Source organism: Type-C symbiont of Plautia stali (assembly GCF_059730935.1).
The window spans coordinates 4,009,406-4,027,445 of record NZ_AP035923.1 but is presented as its reverse complement, the minus strand read 5'-3'; the positions used below and the strand labels follow the sequence as shown (position 1 = coordinate 4,027,445).

Here is an 18,040-nt window from a genome sequence, read left to right as displayed (position 1 = left end):
CGCTGCAATCAGCAAAAAAGGAGGCGACGATGAAAGGATGGAGATGGCTGGGTGCGATGTTGCTGGCGGGATGTGCGAATGGGATGGCGGTTTGTCCCAACTGGTCACCGGTGCGCGCTGAACAGGAGATGGGCGTGCTGCACAACCAGCTGCGCTACTGGGATGATGCCTACTACCGTCAGGGGCAAAGCCCGGTAAGTGATGCCGATTACGACAGCCTGCAGCAGCGCTTACAGCAGTGGCAGCGCTGCTTCACGCCGGCGTTGCCCGGCTATGCGGCACAGCTCAGCACCGACGGCAGCACGCTGCACCCGGTGGCGCATACCGGCGTACGCAAGCTGCGTGACAAGCTGGCGGTGGCCTACTGGATGCAGGATAAACCGGCGCTGTGGGTGCAGCCGAAAGTCGATGGCGTGGCGGTGACGCTGGTGTATCGCCACGGCGAACTGGCTGGCCTGATCAGCCGGGGCGACGGACTGCGCGGTGAACAGTGGCTGGCGAAAGCGCCGCACATTGCGGCGATCCCGCAGCATATCGCGACCGACCGTGCGGAAGTGGTATTGCAGGGCGAACTGTTCCTGGCGATGACCGATCACCAGCAGGCGCGCGACGGCGGTCAGAATGCGCGCGCCCAGGTGGCGGGCGCCATGATGCGGCGCGAAGCCAGTCCGCTGTTGTCGCGCATTGGCGTGTTTATCTGGGCATGGCCGGATGGGCCGCCGATGATGCAGGCGCGGCTGGCGCAGCTTACGCAGTGGGGCTTTGCCCTGACGCAGCAGTGGAGCCGCCAGGTCAGTAATGAAGAGGAGGTCGCGGCCTGGCGTGAGCGCTGGTATCGCCAGCCGCTGCCTTTTGTCACCGATGGTGTGGTGATTCATCAGTCACCGCAGCGCGTCGGACGCGACTGGCAGCCCGGGCAGGGCAGCTGGTCGGCCGCGTGGAAATATCAGCCTGCTGAAGTCAGCAGCGAAGTGCTGTCGGTGGATTTCAACGTCGGACGCACCGGCAAAATTGCAGTGGTGCTGAACCTGCAGCCGGTGCAGCTGGAGGATAAAACAGTCCGGCGGGTCAATCTGGGCTCGCTGCGTCGCTGGAAGCAGTGGGATGTGATCGCCGGCGATCAGGTCACGCTGTCGCTGGCCGGGCTGGGGATCCCGCGGCTGGAACGGGTGATCTGGCGCGTGGCGCAGCGCGACTATCCGCTGCCGCCACAGGACGACGCATTCAATCCGCTGAGCTGCCTGCACTTCAGCGCAGGGTGTCGCGCGCAGTTTCTGTCGCGCCTCAGCTGGCTGAGTCATAAGTCAGTGCTGGATATTGCTGGCATGCAGCGCAGTAGCTGGCAGCGTCTGCTGGACGGCGGCAGCATCAGCCACCTGTTCTCCTGGCTGACGCTCACGCCAGAGCAGATTGCGCAGGCGCAGGGCATCTCCACCGTACGCGCCCGGCAGATCTGGCATCGCTTTAACCTGACGCGCCAGCAGCCGCTGCGCCGCTGGATCAGCGCGCTGGGCTTACCGCTGCCGCGCACGGCACTCCAGGCGTTGCCCGATACGCAGTGGTCGCAGCTGCTGGCGCGTTCAGCCGACAGCTGGCAGCAGCTGCCGGGTATCGGCAACGTCCTGGCACAGCGGCTGGTGACGATGCTGCAGGATGCGCGCCTGCAGTCGCTGATTCACTTTCTGCAGCAGCAGAATATCCCGGCGCAGCCGTCAGTGCTCGGGGTGGGGGTAGTTGAAAATCGGCAGACCGAGGCGGAAGCGCAGCGCCAGCAGGCGGGCGAAGAAGCCGAACAGTAGCGTGATGATCACCACCACTTCATGCGCCAGCGGTGTTTTCAGCAGCAGGATATACATCCAGCCGGAGGCAAAAGCGATGCCGGCGTACAGCTCTTTCTGGAACACCAGCGGAATGCGGTTGCAGAACATATCGCGCAGCACGCCGCCAAAAACGCCGGTGATGACTGCGGCGATGGCGGCGATGATCGCCGCATGGCCGGAATCCAGCGCAACCTGTGCGCCGATAATCGAGAACACCACCAGACCCAGCGCATCCAGCACCAGAAACACTTTACGCAGATGATTCATCAGCGGCGCGACAAAGGTGGTGACCACGGCCGCCGCCGCGACGATCATGATGTATTCCGGGTGTTTCACCCAGCCGAGCGGATAGTGGCCCAGCAGAATATCGCGCACCGAGCCGCCGCCAATCGCCGTGACCGACGCAATAATAATGACGCCGAACAGGTCCATTTTGCGTCGGCCTGCTGCCAGCGCACCGGTCATTGCTTCGGCGGTAATACCAATGATGTACAGGACGGTTAATAACATAGAGCACTCCAGTAAACTGGCGGCAAGGCTAAAGATTTCCCAGAGTGTAGACCACTGAGATTTTCTAAAAAAATGTTTTCGGATTAGCCATCCTGATGGCGAGCCTGCTGATGGGCTTGCTACAGAGGAACTACGGTTATCAGCTGGTGTTTTCGCATCAATAAAAATGATGCGAGACGGCGGATCGGCCCTGATTTAAGTTTCGCCGATGATGTGTCGTACCTGATTAATGCCTGCTCATTCAGGCTCATCATTTACGGGCGCGACGTGCAGCAACTCTGGACAGGCATGAAAAAACACAGCGAAGACATCCTCTACTACTCCTCCGATAAGCTGGCGGCACTCGGGCTGGAAAGCCTGCTGACGGCATTACCGGTGGGCTGCCGGGCGCATGAGCTCTGGTCGCTCAGTACCGTCATCTCGCAGTGTGAAAAGCTGCGACCCCGCTTGCTGGTGTTTATCTTTCACGAAAATATGCCGCTGAGTGGCACCTTCAAAGTGCTGTATGCGCTGCAGCAGCAGTTTCCGGCTATGCAGGTGCTGGTACTGACGCGACGCCTGTTGCCGATGATGCACGCCCTCAGTCGTTATCTGCCCGGACTCAGCGTCCTCGATTTAAAATCCTCACACACCGCGCTGTGTCGTTGCCTGCTGGCCTGTATCGCCGGCGGGATACCGCAGTTGCAGGAGGGGGCTGACATTCTGCTACCGGACCGGCAGCTACGGGTGCTGCTGATGTTGGCGTGGGGCTATAACACGGAGCAGATTGGTAACCGGCTCGGTATCAGCCATAAAACGGTCAATGCACACAAGCTGAATGCGCTAACCCGCCTGCAGGTGAAAAGCAAAAACGACATGGCCGATCTGTTTATGGTGATTGACGAGCTGCGCATGCTGGTGGGATGGCTGCGCCTGCACCGCAATGGCAAGCTGAGCGAGCTGGCTTATCATTCGCTGGAAGAGTTACTGGAAGCATAAAAAGAAAAAAGCGTGCTGGTAACCAGCACGCGAACGCATCTTGCAGATGCCCAGAGCCCACCATACAGACTTGTTGTTATTATCCGTTTCTTGCTCGCACTGCGGCGAAAGCTTTCAGGCTAAAACGGTATTCCGGCTGGAACCAGGGACGCCCGTAGTAGCAGTAGATCAGCATTCTGATGGAAACCATCGCCAGGTAACCCCAGATGGCGCACAGCACTGACGGCGTCAGCCACACGGTAAACAGCGTGACCGCCAGCCCTGCCAGCACGGAAGACGTTTCCGTAAAGGCAATGCGCGTAAATTGTTTTTCCCGTTGCAGGATGGCGCGATAGTGCTGCCCCTGCGGAATAATAATAAAGATAACGGAAATCATCTCCAGCATAATTGCCAGTTCCGGCTGTCCCATTATTCGGCTGTAAATGTCACTGCCGATAAACAGCGCGGCAAAAATAAATAAACCGCTTAATACATTACCCCAGTAAAGCGTCGAGAGTTCGCTGTTATTTAAACTTTGATAGCGAATAAGTGCGTTACCGAAGCCGCGATCGGCTAGTGTATCAATTACTAATAATATCACTACGGCAATCGCGAGCAAATTGAGCTCATTTGCCTGCAGGATTTGCGCCAGCAGTGAAAGCTGTAATACCCCAATGCCAACGATTTTTATGGATGACAACACTGACCATTTGGCGCTGGCCAGATTTCTTTCGCGTATCGCCATACTCTGCTCATTATGGTACATGTACCAGTGCAATTAAGGGTTCACCCGGGCGGCGGCCCAGAGTACAGATCACATCAATGCAGCGCTTCCTGTCGCAGTCCTGAGATACCTTTCAGGGCCGGCCACGTTGCGATGCTGTTAATTAAGTGATGCTCTGATAATAAAATGATGCCCCTGGCGCGTAATTGTTGTGGCGTCTGCGCGGTATCTCCTCCGGTCAGGAGGAAATCCGCGAGATCGTTATAAAATCCTTTTGCATTATTATATTTTCCGGCCAGTATCCGTCTGGCAACCTCAACGAATTCTTTTTCAGATAACAAAGGATAGGTTGAGCGATCCATGTTATGTCCCTGCTGTTTTTATTATTAAGTACTGCTGTGTGTGAAGGAGTTATACCGTGTTTTATTTAAATTAACACCATAAGAAAACTCCTATAAATCGACTGCAGGAATAAATGGTTTCAGAATATGGATGTGAATATATAAGTTCTGGTCTTTACAATTTATTAGTCCTTTTCCACCTTTTATGGCGCTGCAAAGTTGAACAAGTCAGTGCACAGGAAAAAACAGAGATAAATCAGAAGCACTCAGCTCTCGCCAGTCCGGCACGACCAGGAATTTTCCCGGTTATGACGCTTTAGCCAGACTAGTGAATGGTGCGAAAATGCGCTTTGCGCGCGGTGAAACAGTTAAACACCGCTGCGCGAAAAAAATGCCGCTTTTTAGTGATTGCGTCCAGCGCAGGATAAAGGGCGGCTGGTGGGATAATGCATTGATTCTAATGGGTTAACAGATGCAGGAGACGCTCGAGATCGCGTTTTACCCAGGCAACATCCCCGGCGAACTTCTCGTCAGACATCAGCGGCTGGCGATAAACCACCATGACGACTTCGGCACCCTGCTCGTTGGCAATGACCCGCATCGGCATATAAATCTCTTTACCGCTGCCGGTGTCGATCCAGTGATCCATCACGCCAAACGGGTTATAGGGGGTAAAACGAATCTTCACTGTGCCTTCCGGGCCTTTCGCTTTCCAGTACTGGCCTTCCTGCGTCAGCGTGCTGCTACTCAGGCCGCTGGCCCACTTTGCAAAACATTCGGGTTTCCAGATGGTTTCGTACAGATCTAACCAGTTACGGGGAATGGTGAGCGTCACTGTCTGAGATGGCAGCATGGAGCCTCCGCGGGGCAGGTAAACGACAAATTAAACCTGAAGCATCGCCTGTCACCTTAACTGAAGGGCACCGGACTGCAAACGGCCCGGTGACGGAAGTGTGCTGCAACAGCGTTTTTTGTCAGATAAAACGGCCGCGCCCCTGAATGTCATGCAGTCCGGCGCTGCCGTCGGCCTGACGCAGCACGAAGCGATCGGATTGCGCCACCACCGCGCAGCTGTGATTAGGGAAGATGCGCAACAGGGCGCCAACTGCAGGCGCATGTTCGCCGTAGGTTAAAAAGCCGTGCTCTTCCGACAACTTCTGCACTTCATACTGATGGCCATGCTTGTCCACCGCGATGCCGAAACCGCTGGCATTGGTGCCGTGCGGGCCTTTGTCCGAGCTCAGCATTTTGGAGCCAGCATCAATGATGGCGTAATAAGGATTAACGGCCACCACGCGCGTCACGACCGTTAACGCCAGCGCATCCGCCTCACACAAGCCCAGACGCCAGGCAGTGAGATCCAGCAGGGCATAATTGCCGGGACGAATTTCATCGCTGCCAGCGGCTACCGGTGCCGCCAGCGCCGTGGGCGTGGAGCCAACCGAGACGGGACAAGGGGCAAAACCGGCATCCAGCAGCCGCCGTTGCAGGTCACGCATCAGCGCGATCTCCTGCTGCGCCACCTCAGCTATCGCCGTGGCATGACCCGCAGCGTACGCATGACCCGCATGCGAGATCAGCCCGGCGAAGGGCAATCCGCTGGCGACAATCTGCTGCGCCAGCGTCAGCGCGCTATCGCTATGCGGATCGACGCCAACGCGATGCAGACCCACATCCACTTTAATTGCGATCGCCAGCGCGCAGTCCGGCTGCTGCTGATGGGCGGCGGCAATGGCGCTCACGCCCGCCGCGCAATCTGCGATGCAGGTAATGCGTGCCTGATGCTGTGCCGCCAGCTGCAACAGTTCGGTCAGCGCGGCGGCGTGCACCACGGGATAGGCCAGCAGCACATCGCGTGCCCCGCCGAGCACAAAAGCCACGCCTTCGCTCGGTTTCGACACGGTAATGCCGCGCGCACCCAGCTGGTGCTGCTGTTCAGCGATCCAGACGCTTTTATGAGTTTTGATGTGGGGACGCAGCGCGACGCCGGCGGCATCGGCTTTCTGTTGCATCAGTTGCAGGTTACGCTGCAGGCGCGCAGCATCAACTTCCAGGTAGGGCGTAAGCTGGTCGGCGTGCAGCGGTCGCAGCCAGCCTGCTGTCTCAGAGTGTTCCATTATAATAGTCCGCAGGTTATGTCTTGGTGCGGACTATCATTCACGAGCGCCGGTTAGACGTAAAGTGAAGCTTCGCCTGGCGGACGGGTTTTAAAGCGGCGATGCAGCCACAGATATTGCTCAGGTGCACGCAGAATTTCTTTCTCAATCACCCGATTCATGTACGCCGCGGCGGCCGCTTCATCATCATGCGGGTAGTTTTCCAGCTGCGGCTGAATGATCAGCTGATAGCCGTCTTTGCGCGCATTACGAATCAGCACGATGGTCAGCATCGCCGGTTTCGCCAGCCGCGACAGCACAAAGGTGCCATTAGTGGTGGCCGCTTTCTCGACCGCGAACAGCGGGGCAAACACGCTGCCTTTCGGGCCGTAGTCCTGATCCGGCGCGAACCAGACGGCTTCGCCCTGTTTCAGCGCCTGAACCATGCCGCGCAGATCGCGTCGATCAATCATTGCTTTATTGGATCGCATGCGCCCTTTGGTTTGCGCCCACTCCATCGCCTGATTATTGTGCGGGCGATACATCGCCATCATCGGCTGGCACAGTCCGGTAATACGGCCGCCCAGCTCCAGCGACATAAAGTGCACGCCAATCACCATCACGCCGCGCTGCTGGCTCTGCGCATGCTGAAGATTGGCGATGCCGTGCACCTGAAACAGCTGCCGCACGCGCGCATCGGACCAGAACCAGGCGATGCCGGTTTCCGCCAGCGCCATGCCCAGCGACTCAAAATTGCCGGCAATCATCATCTCTTTCTCGTCTTCATTAATGTGCGGGAAGCAGAGTTCGATGTTACGCCGCGTGATGCGTTCGCGCCGCTTCAGGAAGTGGCGTGATAACCGGCCCGCCGTCGCACCCAGCCGGATTAATAAAGGATAGGGGAGCTGCACCAGCAGCCAGAGCACTGCCAGCCCGAACCAGGTAAACCAGTAGCGGGGATGCAAAAGTTTGGAACAGAACTGCCCGGTTTTCTTCATAGCGCCTTCATGTCAGGAGTGAATGTAACGCGCGAAGAAGTCGGTCCATGGTTCCTGGTGCGGTACAACTGTAGTTATTACGACCGGCACTTTAGCAAATAGTGCCGTATAAGATATGTAAACTCTGCAATCTTCAGGATTCAGATGATTGATGGATCGTGCACTAACTGGCGTGAGAATGAAATCGGATTGGGTTTAAACTGCTTAAAAACAATAGGTTGGTGGATTGGCTGGCTAAATTTATATGTCATTTTCGGTCAGTAACAGACACAGTTGTTCATCATTCAGGCAATAATCCTTACATTGCGAAAATTAAATATTGGTCTACCACTGCAACTGGTAGCTTCTGCAAGCCAGTTCCAGACACAGTAATGTCCATTTGACGCTAAAAAAGCCATGCTCAGACACTATTGTGTCTATATGGAAGCGTTATAGCTCAATCAGGCTTACCCTATGGCTACGGTGTGCAGCAAAATCTCACCGCATACCTGCGGCAGGCCGTAAAACCGTGGGATCCAGCAACCAGGCGCTATACAAACCGGCGTAATGGCTGCTGTTAGCAAGGAAAGATAAAGCCCTGAGCAGGGCTTTACAGAGATAAGCGTTACTCGATGTTCTGGATCTGCTCGCGCATCTGCTCGATCAGCACCTTGAGCTCAATTGCCGAGGCGGTGATGTCCGCATTGATCGATTTCGACGCCAGCGTGTTCGACTCGCGGTTGAACTCCTGCATCATAAAGTCGAGGCGACGGCCGACGGCTTCTTTCTTCTTCAGAATGTTGTAAGTCTCTTTTACGTGCGCATCGAGGCGATCCAGCTCTTCGGCTACATCAATACGCTGGGCCATCATCACCAGTTCCTGCTCAAGGCGATTGTTCTCCAGCTGAACCTCAGCTTCTTCCAGCTTGCTCACCAGACGCTCGCGCTGCCATTTCAGCACTTCTGGCATCTGCGCGCGCACTTTGCTGACCTGCTCGGTCACGCCCTGCAGCCGCTGTTCGATCAGCGCTTTCAGCGCGTTGCCTTCACTTTCACGCGCAATGATGAAATCGTCCAGCGCGCCATCCAGCGCTAGCAGCAGTTCCGCGTTGATGGCATCCAGATCCTGCTCCTGCGCGGTCATCACGCCCGGCCAGCGCAGAATATCCAGCGGGTTAATTGCGCCTTCATCACTCTGCATCTTCACCCAGTTCGCCGCCTGCACCAGCTGTTTAGCCAGCGACTCATTCAGCTGCAGCTCACCCTGGGCGCTGGCATCGGCGTCGAAGCGCAGGTTGCACTCGATTTTGCCGCGCGTCAGGCGGTTGCGGATGCGTTCGCGAATCACCGGCTCCAGGCTGCGAAACTGCTCCGGCAGGCGGATGTAGGTTTCGAGGTAACGCTGGTTGACGGAACGCAGTTCCCAGGCGGCGCTGCCCCAGCTGCCTTTGGCTTCACGGCGGGCGTATGCGGTCATACTGCGGATCATAAGCTTCTACTCATTCAGGAAATGTTCTTCGAATTATAGCGAGGGTGCTCCCGGCATGATAGGCGTAAACGCACAGCAGGGTGCCAGGCCTTTGACAACCGCGTTTATTGTTATTTACCGATGTTTTCAGGCGATAAAAATATCAAGGTTGTGAATGCAGAGATAAATAACGTTTTAATCTGGCGAAAAAATAGCTACTGCGTGAATTGACCTGCGGTAATTATCGCCAGCTTGTGAACGGGCAGGGTTTTTCCCTTGATTAAAATCATTAAAACACTGATGCAAAGCTGTGAATTGTGTCAATACCTTGATTTTAATAGCTTTAATAACCGTTAAAACATAATGGATTTGTGAGTGTTGTTTTTGATCATATATAACGAAAATACCGTTGCGCAGGGCAAAATTGATCTCTATCGTTGGCACCACTTGAGGACGACAACCACAAAAATGATGTGGACGGCCATCAGGAAAAATATAAGTAATTAAATTTTTCTATACACAGCAAATTGAATAAGACCGACGCAGAACGCGCTCCTTGTTTTATTCACCTAAATGGAAATCAGCAAATGAACATGAACAAAATCGTTGTGGCTTTAGGTCTGTCTATGTCTCTGGTGGCGGGTTCTGCGATGGCAGCAGGTGAAGGTAACGGTACTGTGACGTTTAAAGGTGCGATTGTTGATGCGCCATGCTCCATCGAACCAGGTTCAGTCGATCAGACGGTTGAGCTGGGTCAGATTTCCAACCTGGCGCTGAAAGACGGTGGCCGTTCTACACCGCGTCCATTCCAGATCAAACTGGAAAACTGCGACACCGCAACGAAGAAAGAAGTGACCGTGACCTTTGCCGGTACTGGCTCTCAGGTTATCCCGGGCAAACTGGCTATCACCGGTACTGCATCAGGCGCGGCGATCGGCATCAACTTCGGCGATACCGAAATTGAACTGGGTACCGCAACACCAGCGCAAAAACTGATGGACGGCAACAACCAGCTCTCCTTCGCAGCCTTCCTGCAGGGTGGCGGCGCTTCTGAGACTATCGTCCCGGGCGAATTCCAGAGCGTGGCTGACTTCGCACTGAACTATCAGTAATGGTCAGAGACTGGCGGGCTTCCTTGCCCGCCACTCTATCTTTTCGCTTAAGGAACTGCGGCGATGAGTCGTTTTATGCCTGCGGCGATAGTTTCGGCATCGGTGCTTTTCATCAATGACTGCCGCGCCGAACAGTTGATCGACCGCGGCCGCGTTGCGTTACGCGGCGCCATTCATCAGGGTGCCTGCGCCATTAAGGTCGATGATGCTGAACAAACCATCGCGATGGGGGTGCTGCCGCTGGCGCGCCTGCAACGTGACGGTAAAGGGCCGGGTTTTCCCTTCTCTATCCAGCTGGTGAATTGTCCGGTGGAGTACAGCGCGTCGGGAGGCGTGGCACGCACCTTTTCTATCACCTTTGACCACGATGGCCCGCCGGGTCAGCAGCGTTTTGCTGTGTATGGCGATGCCAAAGGGGTAGAGCTGATGATTACGGATACGCAGGGCAACACCATTGCTCCCGGTGAGGCGCAGCCGATCGATCAGCATCTGACGCAGCAGCACGACCTGCGTTATCGGCTCACGCTGGTCAGCAACCAGCAGCAACTGCACAGCGGGAGTTACGCCGCCGCGATTCGTTTTCACATTAATTACAACTGATCTTTCACGGTTTACGGACACCGCTTGCCATGAAAAAGGCTTCATTAACTGCGCCAGCCTCATGTGCGCGCAGGCAGCGTATCAGGCTGACGCCGCTCAGCGTGGCGTTAATGTTAGCCCTCGGCTACAGTGCTCCGCTCTTCGCTGCCGGTGCAGTGTCATTCAACACCGATATTCTTGATCTCAACGATCGGCAAAACATCGATCTGTCGCAGTTTGCTCAGGCTGGCTACATCATGCCGGGCGAATACATGATGGAGCTGCGCGTCAACCAGACACAGATTCCGGAAATGCTGGTGCGCTACTACGCGCCCGAAAACGCGCCGAATGAAAGTCTGCCCTGCCTGACACCCGAAATGGTGGATAAACTGGCGCTGAAACCGGAAGTGCTGAAAAACGCGTCGTGGCTGCAGGACGGCCAGTGTCTGGCGGTGGATTCCATCTCCGGCATGCAGGTGCGCGGCAATCTGGGTGAATCTCGCCTCAACATCACCATTCCACAAGCATGGCTGGAGTACAGCGCCGCCAACTGGGAACCGCCGTCTCGCTGGGATAACGGCGTCCCGGGCCTGTTAATGGATTACAACCTGTTTGCCTCCACTACGCGTGCGCAATACGGCGCTAAAAGCCAGAGTGTGAGCGGCAACGGCACCGGTGGCGTTAACGCCGGTGCCTGGCGCCTGCGTGCGGACTGGCAGATGCAGCAAAATCGTGGCACGGGCAGCCATCGCCAGGAATTCACCTGGACACGCTTTTACGCCTATCGGCCGCTGCCTTCTCTCCAGGCGAAAGCCACGCTGGGCGAGAACTATCTCGATTCCGGCATGTTTGACAGCTTTCGCTATCTTGGTGCGGCGATCACCAGCGATGACAACATGCTGCCGCCCAACCTGCGTGGCTATGCGCCGGAAGTAACCGGTATCGCCAAAACCAACGCCAAAGTCACCATTAGCCAGCAGGGACGGGTGATTTATGAATCGCAGGTGGCTGCCGGTCCATTTCGTATTCAGGATCTCAATGATGCCGTCTCCGGCCAGCTTGACGTGCGCGTCGAGGAGCAGGACGGCAGCGTACAGACCTTTAGCGTCGATACCGCCACCATCCCGTATCTGACCCGTCCGGGCCGCGTGCGTTACAAATTCGCCAGCGGCAAACCAGGCAGCGAAGAGCACAAAACGCAGGGCCCTACGTTTGCCACCGGCGAATTCTCCTGGGGGATCAGTAACGGCTGGTCGATGTACGGCGGCGGGCTGGCCGCAGGCAATTACAAAGCGTTATCGATGGGTCTGGGACGCGATCTGCTGTTGCTGGGCGCCATTTCGTTTGATGCCACCCAGTCTCAGGCTGGCTTGCCGCAGCAGGGCAACAAAAGCGGCGGCTCTTATCGCCTGAGCTATTCCAAACGCTTCGAGGAACTTGATGGTCAGGTGACGTTTGCCGGCTACCGCTTTTCGCAGCGCAACTTTATGAGTCTGCCGCAGTATCTCGACGCGCGTTATCGCAACCAGCAGGTTTCTAACAGCAAAGAGCTCTACACCATTACGCTCAACAAGCACTTTCGCAGCCTGAACCTGAGTAGTTACCTCAGCTACAGCCATCAGACCTATTGGGATCGTGCCCCGCTGGATCGCTGGAGCTTTTCCACCTCGCGCTACTTTGATGTCGGCCGGTTTAAGAATCTGAGTTTAAGTCTGTCGCTCAACCGGACGCAATATAACGGCAAAAACGATGACAGCGTTTACCTCAACTTCAGTATGCCGATTGGCGGTGACAGTAGCCTGAGCTACAGCCAGCAAACCAGCGGTAAGCAAACCACCCACTCGGCCAGTTTTTATGACCGGCTGGACAGTAACAACAGCTACAGCCTGAGCGCCGGCCTCAATAACGATCGCCGTCAGTCGTTCAGCGGGTTTTACAGTCATCAGGGCAGTCTGACCAGCATGACGGCCAGCGCCAGCGCGCAGCAGGGTCAGTACCGCAGCGCCAGCCTGTCACTGCAGGGCGGTTTAACGCTCACGCCGCAGGGCGCGGCGCTGCACCGGCTGGGTATGCCCGGCAGCACGCGTCTGATGGTCGATACCGATGGCGTCTCCGGCGTGCCGGTCAACGGTGGCGGCAGTAACACCTACACCAATTTCTTTGGCAAAGCGGTGATTTCGGATGTGAACAGCTATTACCGCAACACCGCCAGTATCGATGTCACCGGACTGGCTGACAACGTGGAAGCGTCGCGCCCGGTAACCCAGATCACTCTGACCGAAGGCGCCATCGGTTACCGGCGTTTTGGTGTGATTAAAGGCATTAAAGCCATGGCTGCTATCCGGCTGGAAGATGGCAGCTGGCCGCCCTTTGGTGCCAGCGTCCAGAGTAACGGACGCGAAGTGGGCATTCTGGATGATGACGGCCTGGTATGGCTGAGTGGCATTGAGGCCGGTGCCAGCATGGATGTGCGCTGGAACGGCGAAACCCAGTGTCAGCTGGCATTGCCCGATCCTCTGCCGCAGCAGTTGCTCGACGAAGGACAGAACTTGTTATTACTTTGCACGCGCCGCGCCGCGCCTGCTTCTTCAACGTAAGGAAAGAGTTAATCATGCTGGTAAAAACGCTGAGCGGCGCCTTGCTGCTCTCCACGCTGACGCTATCGCTGCAGGCTCACGCGGCGATTGCGCTTGATCGCACCCGGGTCATTTTTAACGGTAACGAAAAAAACGTCTCACTGAATATCAGCAATGAAAACAAGCAGCTGCCTTATCTGGCGCAGGGCTGGATTGAAGACAGCAGCGGTAAAAAAATTACGTCACCGCTGGTGCTGCTGCCACCGGTGCAGCGCGTCGAACCGGGCGAACGCAGCGTGGTGAAAGTGCAGGCGCTGCCAGCCATCAAGGCGCTGCCACAGGATCGTGAATCGGTGTTCTATTTCAGCATGCGTGAAATCCCGCCGCGCAGCGAGAAGAGCAACGTGCTGCAAATCGCGTTGCAGACGCGTATCAAGCTGTTCTATCGCCCGGAAGCGATCGTGGTGAGCAATCCGTCAGTGGTGACGCCATGGCAGGAAAAACTGACGCTGACGCGCAAGGGTGCACGCTACCAGCTGAATAATCCCACGCCTTACTTCATTACGCTGGTGGATGCACAGCCAGCGAAAGGCCAGTCGCTGAAGAAGAGCTTTGAACCGGTAATGGTCGCGCCAAAAACCAGTATCGATCTGGGCGTGAACGCAGCAGACCTGGGCAGCGCGCCGCTATTAACCTACATCAACGACTACGGCGGCCGTCCAACGCTGGCGCTGAAGTGTGCCGGCGACAGCTGCAGCGTCGTCAGTAACAAGGTGGAGCAGTAAGCGATGCGTGTGCTGTTGCTGGCGCTGACGCTGTTGAGCCTGACTTTGCAGGCAGCAACCAACGGCGTGGTGCATGTGTATGGCGCGCTGCAGGAGAGCCCATGCTGGCTTGACGTTGGTAAAAATGATCAGGCGGCTGGCCTCGATACCACGCCGACTGCCGCGCTGCAACAGGTCGGCGAGCAGGTGATGAAGCAGGCGTTAACGCTGCATTTGCAGGACTGTCCGTACAGTATCCGCAATGTCGCCGATCCGCTATGGCTGCAACATGTGCCGTCCATCAGCATCGACTTTTTTGCCCCGCAAAGTCTGGCCGACCCGCAGCTGATTCGCGTACAGGGCTCTGACGGCGTGGGCCTGCAATTGTTTGATGAGAACCATCAGCCGCTGCCGCCCACCTTCCGCAATCTGCGCGTGCCGCTCAGCGCTGGCAGCAATGTGCTGAGCTGGCTGACGGTAGAGGAACGCACCGCGCTGCCGCTGCAGCCGGGTGCCTGGTCAGCCAGCGGTCAGTTACAGGTGAACTATGACTAAGCATCGACTTGTTCCGTTGATGAAGTATTACAGCAGGCTGCCGATCGGTAGCCTGCTGCTGTGTATCTGCTGGCCGCTGCATGCGGTGGAGCTGCGCCTGCACGGTACGCTGATTGAGAATCCGCCCTGCACGCTGAATGACAACCAGAGCCTGATGATTGAGTTTGGCGATGCGCTGAGCGTGAAAAAGATCGATGGCGTCAACTATCTGCAGCGTAAGGCGATACCGGTCAAGTGCACCGAGGATCCGGGTGCGGCATTGCAGGTGCGTCTGACCGGTACCGCTTCCGGTTTCGACAGCAGCGCGCTGCTCAGCAGTGTGAGTGCGCTGGGTATTCGCTTTTATCTGGCCAGCAAGCCGCTGGCGGTCAACAGCACGTTGCCGATTGTTTTCCCCGGCACACTCGATCTCAGCGCGGTGCCGGTACAGCAGCCGGGCGTGACGCTGGAGGGTGGGGAGTTCACCGCCAGCGCGGCGCTGCTGCTGGAATATCAGTAAGGAGAGGCGATGAGAGCGGGCGTAATGCTGGTACTGGGATGGCTGCTGGTGTCACAGGCACAGGCGATAGAGATGCAGCTGCACGGCACGCTGGTGGCGGAACCCTGTTCGCTGGAGCCGGATCAGCAGCAGCTGGAACTCAACTTTGGCGATATCGTCGCGAAATCGCTGTATCAGAATCCGCGCACGCCGGCGCGTCCGCTGGTGATGCGTCTGAGCGGTTGTGATACCGAACTGGGTAAAGACGTCGAGCTGGTGTTCAACGGCATTGCCGATGCCGAGCAGCCCGATCTGCTGGCGCTGGCCGGTGATGCCGGTGCCAAAGGCGTGGCCATTGGCCTGAGTGATGCGGACGGAAAGCTGGTGCCCATTAACCGCGGCGTGATGCATTTTCCGCTGCAGCAGGGCGACAACCAGCTGCAGTTCAGTGCCTGGCTGCAGGCTTCGGCGAGCGCGATTGCCGAGCGCACCATTGAGCCTGGCAACGTATCGGCGATTGCTACTTTTTATCTGAACTATCCCTGAGTGCCTGTTATGTGGTTGATAAATCAACATATCACGTTTGACCCGGATCGGCGCCTGTTGCGCGATCGGCATGATAACGAGCTGCTGCTCAACCAGAGCAGCGCACGCTGCCTGGCGCTGTTTCTGCAAAAGCCGGGTGAGGTAATTAGCCACGAAACGCTGCTGGATGAAGGCTGGCGTAGCCAGGGGGTGCACGTGACGGAAAACTCGCTGCGCCAGATGCTATCGATGCTGCGTAAGCAGTTTCTGCAACTGCGGGTGGAAGGAGAAACCTTTGTCACCGTTCATCGTCAGGGCTACCGGCTGCATGAGTCGGTGCGGGTGGAAGCCTGTTTACCGCTGGCTGAAGCCGTAGAAGAAGCGCGCATTGCGTCGGAAGCACGTATTCAGCCTCTGGTGACCACCCATGTGCACACGGCGCCGCTGCCGGTGATAGCGCCGCCGATCACCGCCACAGTGGAGGAGGAAACGCCCGCTGCGGCGCCACGCAGCCGTTCCGGGCTGGTGCTAATCGGCATGTTGATCAGCGCGGTGCTGTTACTGGTGCTGGCCTTACTCGGTATTAAAGTGCTGGAGATTCGCGACGTGGTGACTGTGACCTATGCACCCTATCGCCACGTGCAGGGCCGACAGTGGTATATCCAGGACGACTTCAGCGCCACCGAGCGTGAAGAGATCGATCAAAATCTGCAGCTGGTGAGTGACAGCATGGCGCGCTTTATCCAGCTGGCCGAAGAGGAACGCCACATTTATATCAACCGCACCAAGCTGGCTGACCGTTACAGCTGGTTTATCTGTCAAAACCCTATCGAGCAGAAGGATGCGTTATGTCGGTCAGCCATATATTTCGTCGCCGAGTAACCTGGGTGTTGCAGGGGGGATTACTGATGCTGGCGCTGGTACTGGCGGCCATCCTGATTTATCAGCTGTCACGTCGCATTCCCCATTGTGAAGCGGATTCGATTCTGATTTCCAGAGAGGCGGGACAGCTGGTGGTGTCGCACGGGCAGTGGAAAGTGCAAAACAGTCTATTTCAGGCCACCGGCAATTACAGCGGCATGATCAGTTATTACTCGCCACAACAGCAACTGCAGCGCCGCGAACCGGTTGATGTCTCTTTTGAACTGCGCCACAGCTTCTCCGGCGCCGCGCTGCGCAGCGAAACCACTGCTATCTCCTACAACCTCGCTAATCGTGCCTCACCACAGAATATTGAACGCTATATTTCCGCCGGACTGGCGCCCGGCCATGTCAATTACGGCTGGATTTATCGTCTGCAGAATGTGCGTTATGTGATTGGCAATAATGCGAATCCGTCTGTGATTTGTAAGAAATAACATTATTTTTAAGCTTTAAAATTAAGGGCGCTACAAATGGGAAAATTAATTATTATCTTCATTTCTTTCACGATGATTAATTCGGTAGTCGCTTATGCAAGGAATGAAAACGCATGCTGGGGAGAACCCGTAAATATCACGGCAATTTCAGCAACTTCAATTGGCTCTTTCCCTTCTAATAGAAAAGGTACAGAGAAAAGAATTTTCTTTAAGACAGAGCCAACAACATTTCCTGGTTATTGTAATAAAAGTTTTGCGGGAACACCGAATGGCATGCATTATTATGGGGATATGAATCCATTATTTTCTCTTTCTGAGTTAAATCAAGGGTACTATAAATTAAGTGAAGATGTTGATATCAGAATATCTCTTGGGACAATTTATAAAAGTTATAAGTTTCCTATGATTCCTCCGAATTCTGTAAGCGGAGCTGTCAAGCCAAATGGTGTGGGTGAAAGAATATACGTTAATAATTTTTCAGCCGCAGGTGAGGGTTTTATAGATTTAGTACTTAGGCGGGATATCATTGGTGGGGCTATAATTATACCGGCTGGTGTAAAGCTCTACGATATGTATAGAGTTTTAACTATATCTCCATACCCACCTAAACCTGAAGATCCACTTCTTCAAGGTGTTATTATGGGCGGAGGAGTTATAATCCCAGTTCCTGTTGTCTGTAAAATTAATCAGGATAATCTAATTCAGGTAGAGTTTGGTAATTTAAGTATTGCAGCTGTTTCTGATTCTGAATCAAATCCGTCCTTCATCAAAGACATTCCTATTGACGTGTCGTGTAGTGAGAGTATCACAAAAAAGGTTGGAATAAAGCTGGTTTCAGAGTTCTCTCCATTTTCGAGTAATCTGGTGGCAACAAGTAATCAAAGTTTAGGTCTTGCCATGCTTCATAATGGGGTAATAATAAAGCCGTACGACTCTTTTCCAATGGATATATATGATGGGTTAGGTCATGCTGCCTTTAGTATATTTCCTGTAAAAAATAAAATGTCCAAGTTAGAATCAGGTGAATTTACTGCTTCTGCGATCTTAATTGTGACACCAGACTGAGCTCTGTTTAAATAAAGCATGATGGTTGTTGTATTGCACATTGTAAGTCTGGCTCGATTCTGATTTCTCAGGAGGCAGGTATCTTTTGCGATTCTTTGCAAAATAACAACGGTCTAATTTGATTGTTTTAAAATA

The 18,040-nt window shown here is 55.3% G+C and carries 19 protein-coding genes; 12 read left to right on the top strand and 7 right to left on the bottom strand.

Annotation, left to right across the window (positions count from 1 at the left end):
• Positions 1–29 precede the first annotated feature (29 nt).
• Positions 30–1,799, top strand: a complete 1,770-nt coding sequence (ligB, locus tag AC6I7J_RS18950; protein ID WP_498006434.1) for an NAD-dependent DNA ligase LigB — start codon at positions 30–32, stop codon at positions 1,797–1,799.
• On the opposite strand, the gene AC6I7J_RS18945 is transcribed toward ligB, so the two are convergent.
• Positions 1,713–2,330, bottom strand: a complete 618-nt coding sequence (locus AC6I7J_RS18945) for a trimeric intracellular cation channel family protein (RefSeq protein ID WP_031279636.1) — start codon at positions 2,328–2,330, stop codon at positions 1,713–1,715. The genes ligB and AC6I7J_RS18945 overlap by 87 nt on opposite strands.
• 288 nt (positions 2,331–2,618) lie before the next feature.
• On the opposite strand from AC6I7J_RS18945, the gene AC6I7J_RS18940 reads away from it, so the two are divergent.
• Complete coding sequence (locus AC6I7J_RS18940; protein WP_021507101.1) at positions 2,619–3,308, top strand: response regulator transcription factor; 690 nt, start codon at positions 2,619–2,621, stop codon at positions 3,306–3,308.
• A gap of 79 nt (positions 3,309–3,387) precedes the next feature.
• On the opposite strand, the gene AC6I7J_RS18935 is transcribed toward AC6I7J_RS18940, so the two are convergent.
• The 6 genes from AC6I7J_RS18935 to AC6I7J_RS18910 all read right to left on the bottom strand — a co-directional run bounded on the left by AC6I7J_RS18935 (position 3,388) and on the right by AC6I7J_RS18910 (position 8,914).
• Entirely contained in the window at positions 3,388–4,032 is a 645-nt protein-coding gene (locus AC6I7J_RS18935; protein WP_088516691.1) for an oligosaccharide flippase family protein, read from the bottom strand.
• 74 nt (positions 4,033–4,106) lie between these two features.
• The gene (locus AC6I7J_RS18930) at positions 4,107–4,373 is read right to left on the bottom strand and encodes a hypothetical protein (RefSeq protein ID WP_264240994.1); all 267 of its coding nucleotides are present in this window, start codon (positions 4,371–4,373) and stop codon (positions 4,107–4,109) included.
• A 436-nt stretch (positions 4,374–4,809) separates the two neighbouring features.
• On the bottom strand, positions 4,810–5,205 hold the full coding sequence (locus AC6I7J_RS18925) for a hypothetical protein (RefSeq protein ID WP_021507099.1): 396 nt from the start codon (positions 5,203–5,205) through the stop codon (positions 4,810–4,812).
• 121 nt (positions 5,206–5,326) lie between these two features.
• Positions 5,327–6,469, bottom strand: coding sequence for an alanine racemase (locus AC6I7J_RS18920; RefSeq protein WP_498006431.1), 1,143 nt, complete (start codon positions 6,467–6,469; stop codon positions 5,327–5,329).
• Positions 6,470–6,522: 53 nt separating this feature from the next.
• Complete coding sequence (gene lpxP / locus AC6I7J_RS18915; protein WP_021507097.1) at positions 6,523–7,446, bottom strand: kdo(2)-lipid IV(A) palmitoleoyltransferase; 924 nt, start codon at positions 7,444–7,446, stop codon at positions 6,523–6,525.
• Between the two features lie 604 nt (positions 7,447–8,050).
• Positions 8,051–8,914 carry a YicC/YloC family endoribonuclease gene (locus AC6I7J_RS18910; RefSeq protein WP_058771011.1) on the bottom strand — a complete coding sequence of 288 codons (864 nt, stop codon included), beginning with the start codon at positions 8,912–8,914 and terminating at the stop codon, positions 8,051–8,053.
• Between the two features lie 566 nt (positions 8,915–9,480).
• On the opposite strand from AC6I7J_RS18910, the gene AC6I7J_RS18905 reads away from it, so the two are divergent.
• The 10 genes from AC6I7J_RS18905 to AC6I7J_RS18860 all read left to right on the top strand — a co-directional run bounded on the left by AC6I7J_RS18905 (position 9,481) and on the right by AC6I7J_RS18860 (position 17,905).
• Positions 9,481–10,005 (top strand): fimbrial protein, encoded by a 525-nt coding sequence (locus tag AC6I7J_RS18905; RefSeq protein WP_021507095.1) that lies wholly within the window; start codon positions 9,481–9,483, stop codon positions 10,003–10,005.
• Between the two features lie 63 nt (positions 10,006–10,068).
• Entirely contained in the window at positions 10,069–10,605 is a 537-nt protein-coding gene (locus AC6I7J_RS18900) for a fimbrial protein (RefSeq protein WP_021507094.1), read from the top strand.
• A 29-nt stretch (positions 10,606–10,634) separates the two neighbouring features.
• Entirely contained in the window at positions 10,635–13,181 is a 2,547-nt protein-coding gene (locus AC6I7J_RS18895; protein ID WP_215480741.1) for an outer membrane usher protein, read from the top strand.
• Positions 13,182–13,195: 14 nt separating this feature from the next.
• Positions 13,196–13,945, top strand: coding sequence for a fimbria/pilus periplasmic chaperone (locus AC6I7J_RS18890; RefSeq protein WP_498006428.1), 750 nt, complete (start codon positions 13,196–13,198; stop codon positions 13,943–13,945).
• Between the two features lie 3 nt (positions 13,946–13,948).
• Positions 13,949–14,479, top strand: a complete 531-nt coding sequence (locus tag AC6I7J_RS18885; protein ID WP_498006426.1) for a fimbrial protein — start codon at positions 13,949–13,951, stop codon at positions 14,477–14,479.
• The gene (locus AC6I7J_RS18880; protein ID WP_498006424.1) at positions 14,472–14,978 is read left to right on the top strand and encodes a fimbrial protein; all 507 of its coding nucleotides are present in this window, start codon (positions 14,472–14,474) and stop codon (positions 14,976–14,978) included. The genes AC6I7J_RS18885 and AC6I7J_RS18880 overlap by 8 nt, the downstream gene beginning before the upstream one ends.
• 9 nt (positions 14,979–14,987) lie before the next feature.
• Positions 14,988–15,503 (top strand): fimbrial protein, encoded by a 516-nt coding sequence (locus AC6I7J_RS18875; RefSeq protein WP_132466149.1) that lies wholly within the window; start codon positions 14,988–14,990, stop codon positions 15,501–15,503.
• A 9-nt stretch (positions 15,504–15,512) separates the two neighbouring features.
• Positions 15,513–16,364 (top strand): winged helix-turn-helix domain-containing protein, encoded by an 852-nt coding sequence (locus tag AC6I7J_RS18870; protein WP_282955001.1) that lies wholly within the window; start codon positions 15,513–15,515, stop codon positions 16,362–16,364.
• Complete coding sequence (locus tag AC6I7J_RS18865; RefSeq protein WP_127833493.1) at positions 16,331–16,840, top strand: hypothetical protein; 510 nt, start codon at positions 16,331–16,333, stop codon at positions 16,838–16,840. The genes AC6I7J_RS18870 and AC6I7J_RS18865 overlap by 34 nt, the downstream gene beginning before the upstream one ends.
• A 36-nt stretch (positions 16,841–16,876) precedes the next feature.
• The gene (locus AC6I7J_RS18860; protein WP_215480744.1) at positions 16,877–17,905 is read left to right on the top strand and encodes a fimbrial protein; all 1,029 of its coding nucleotides are present in this window, start codon (positions 16,877–16,879) and stop codon (positions 17,903–17,905) included.
• Positions 17,906–18,040: the final 135 nt, after the last annotated feature.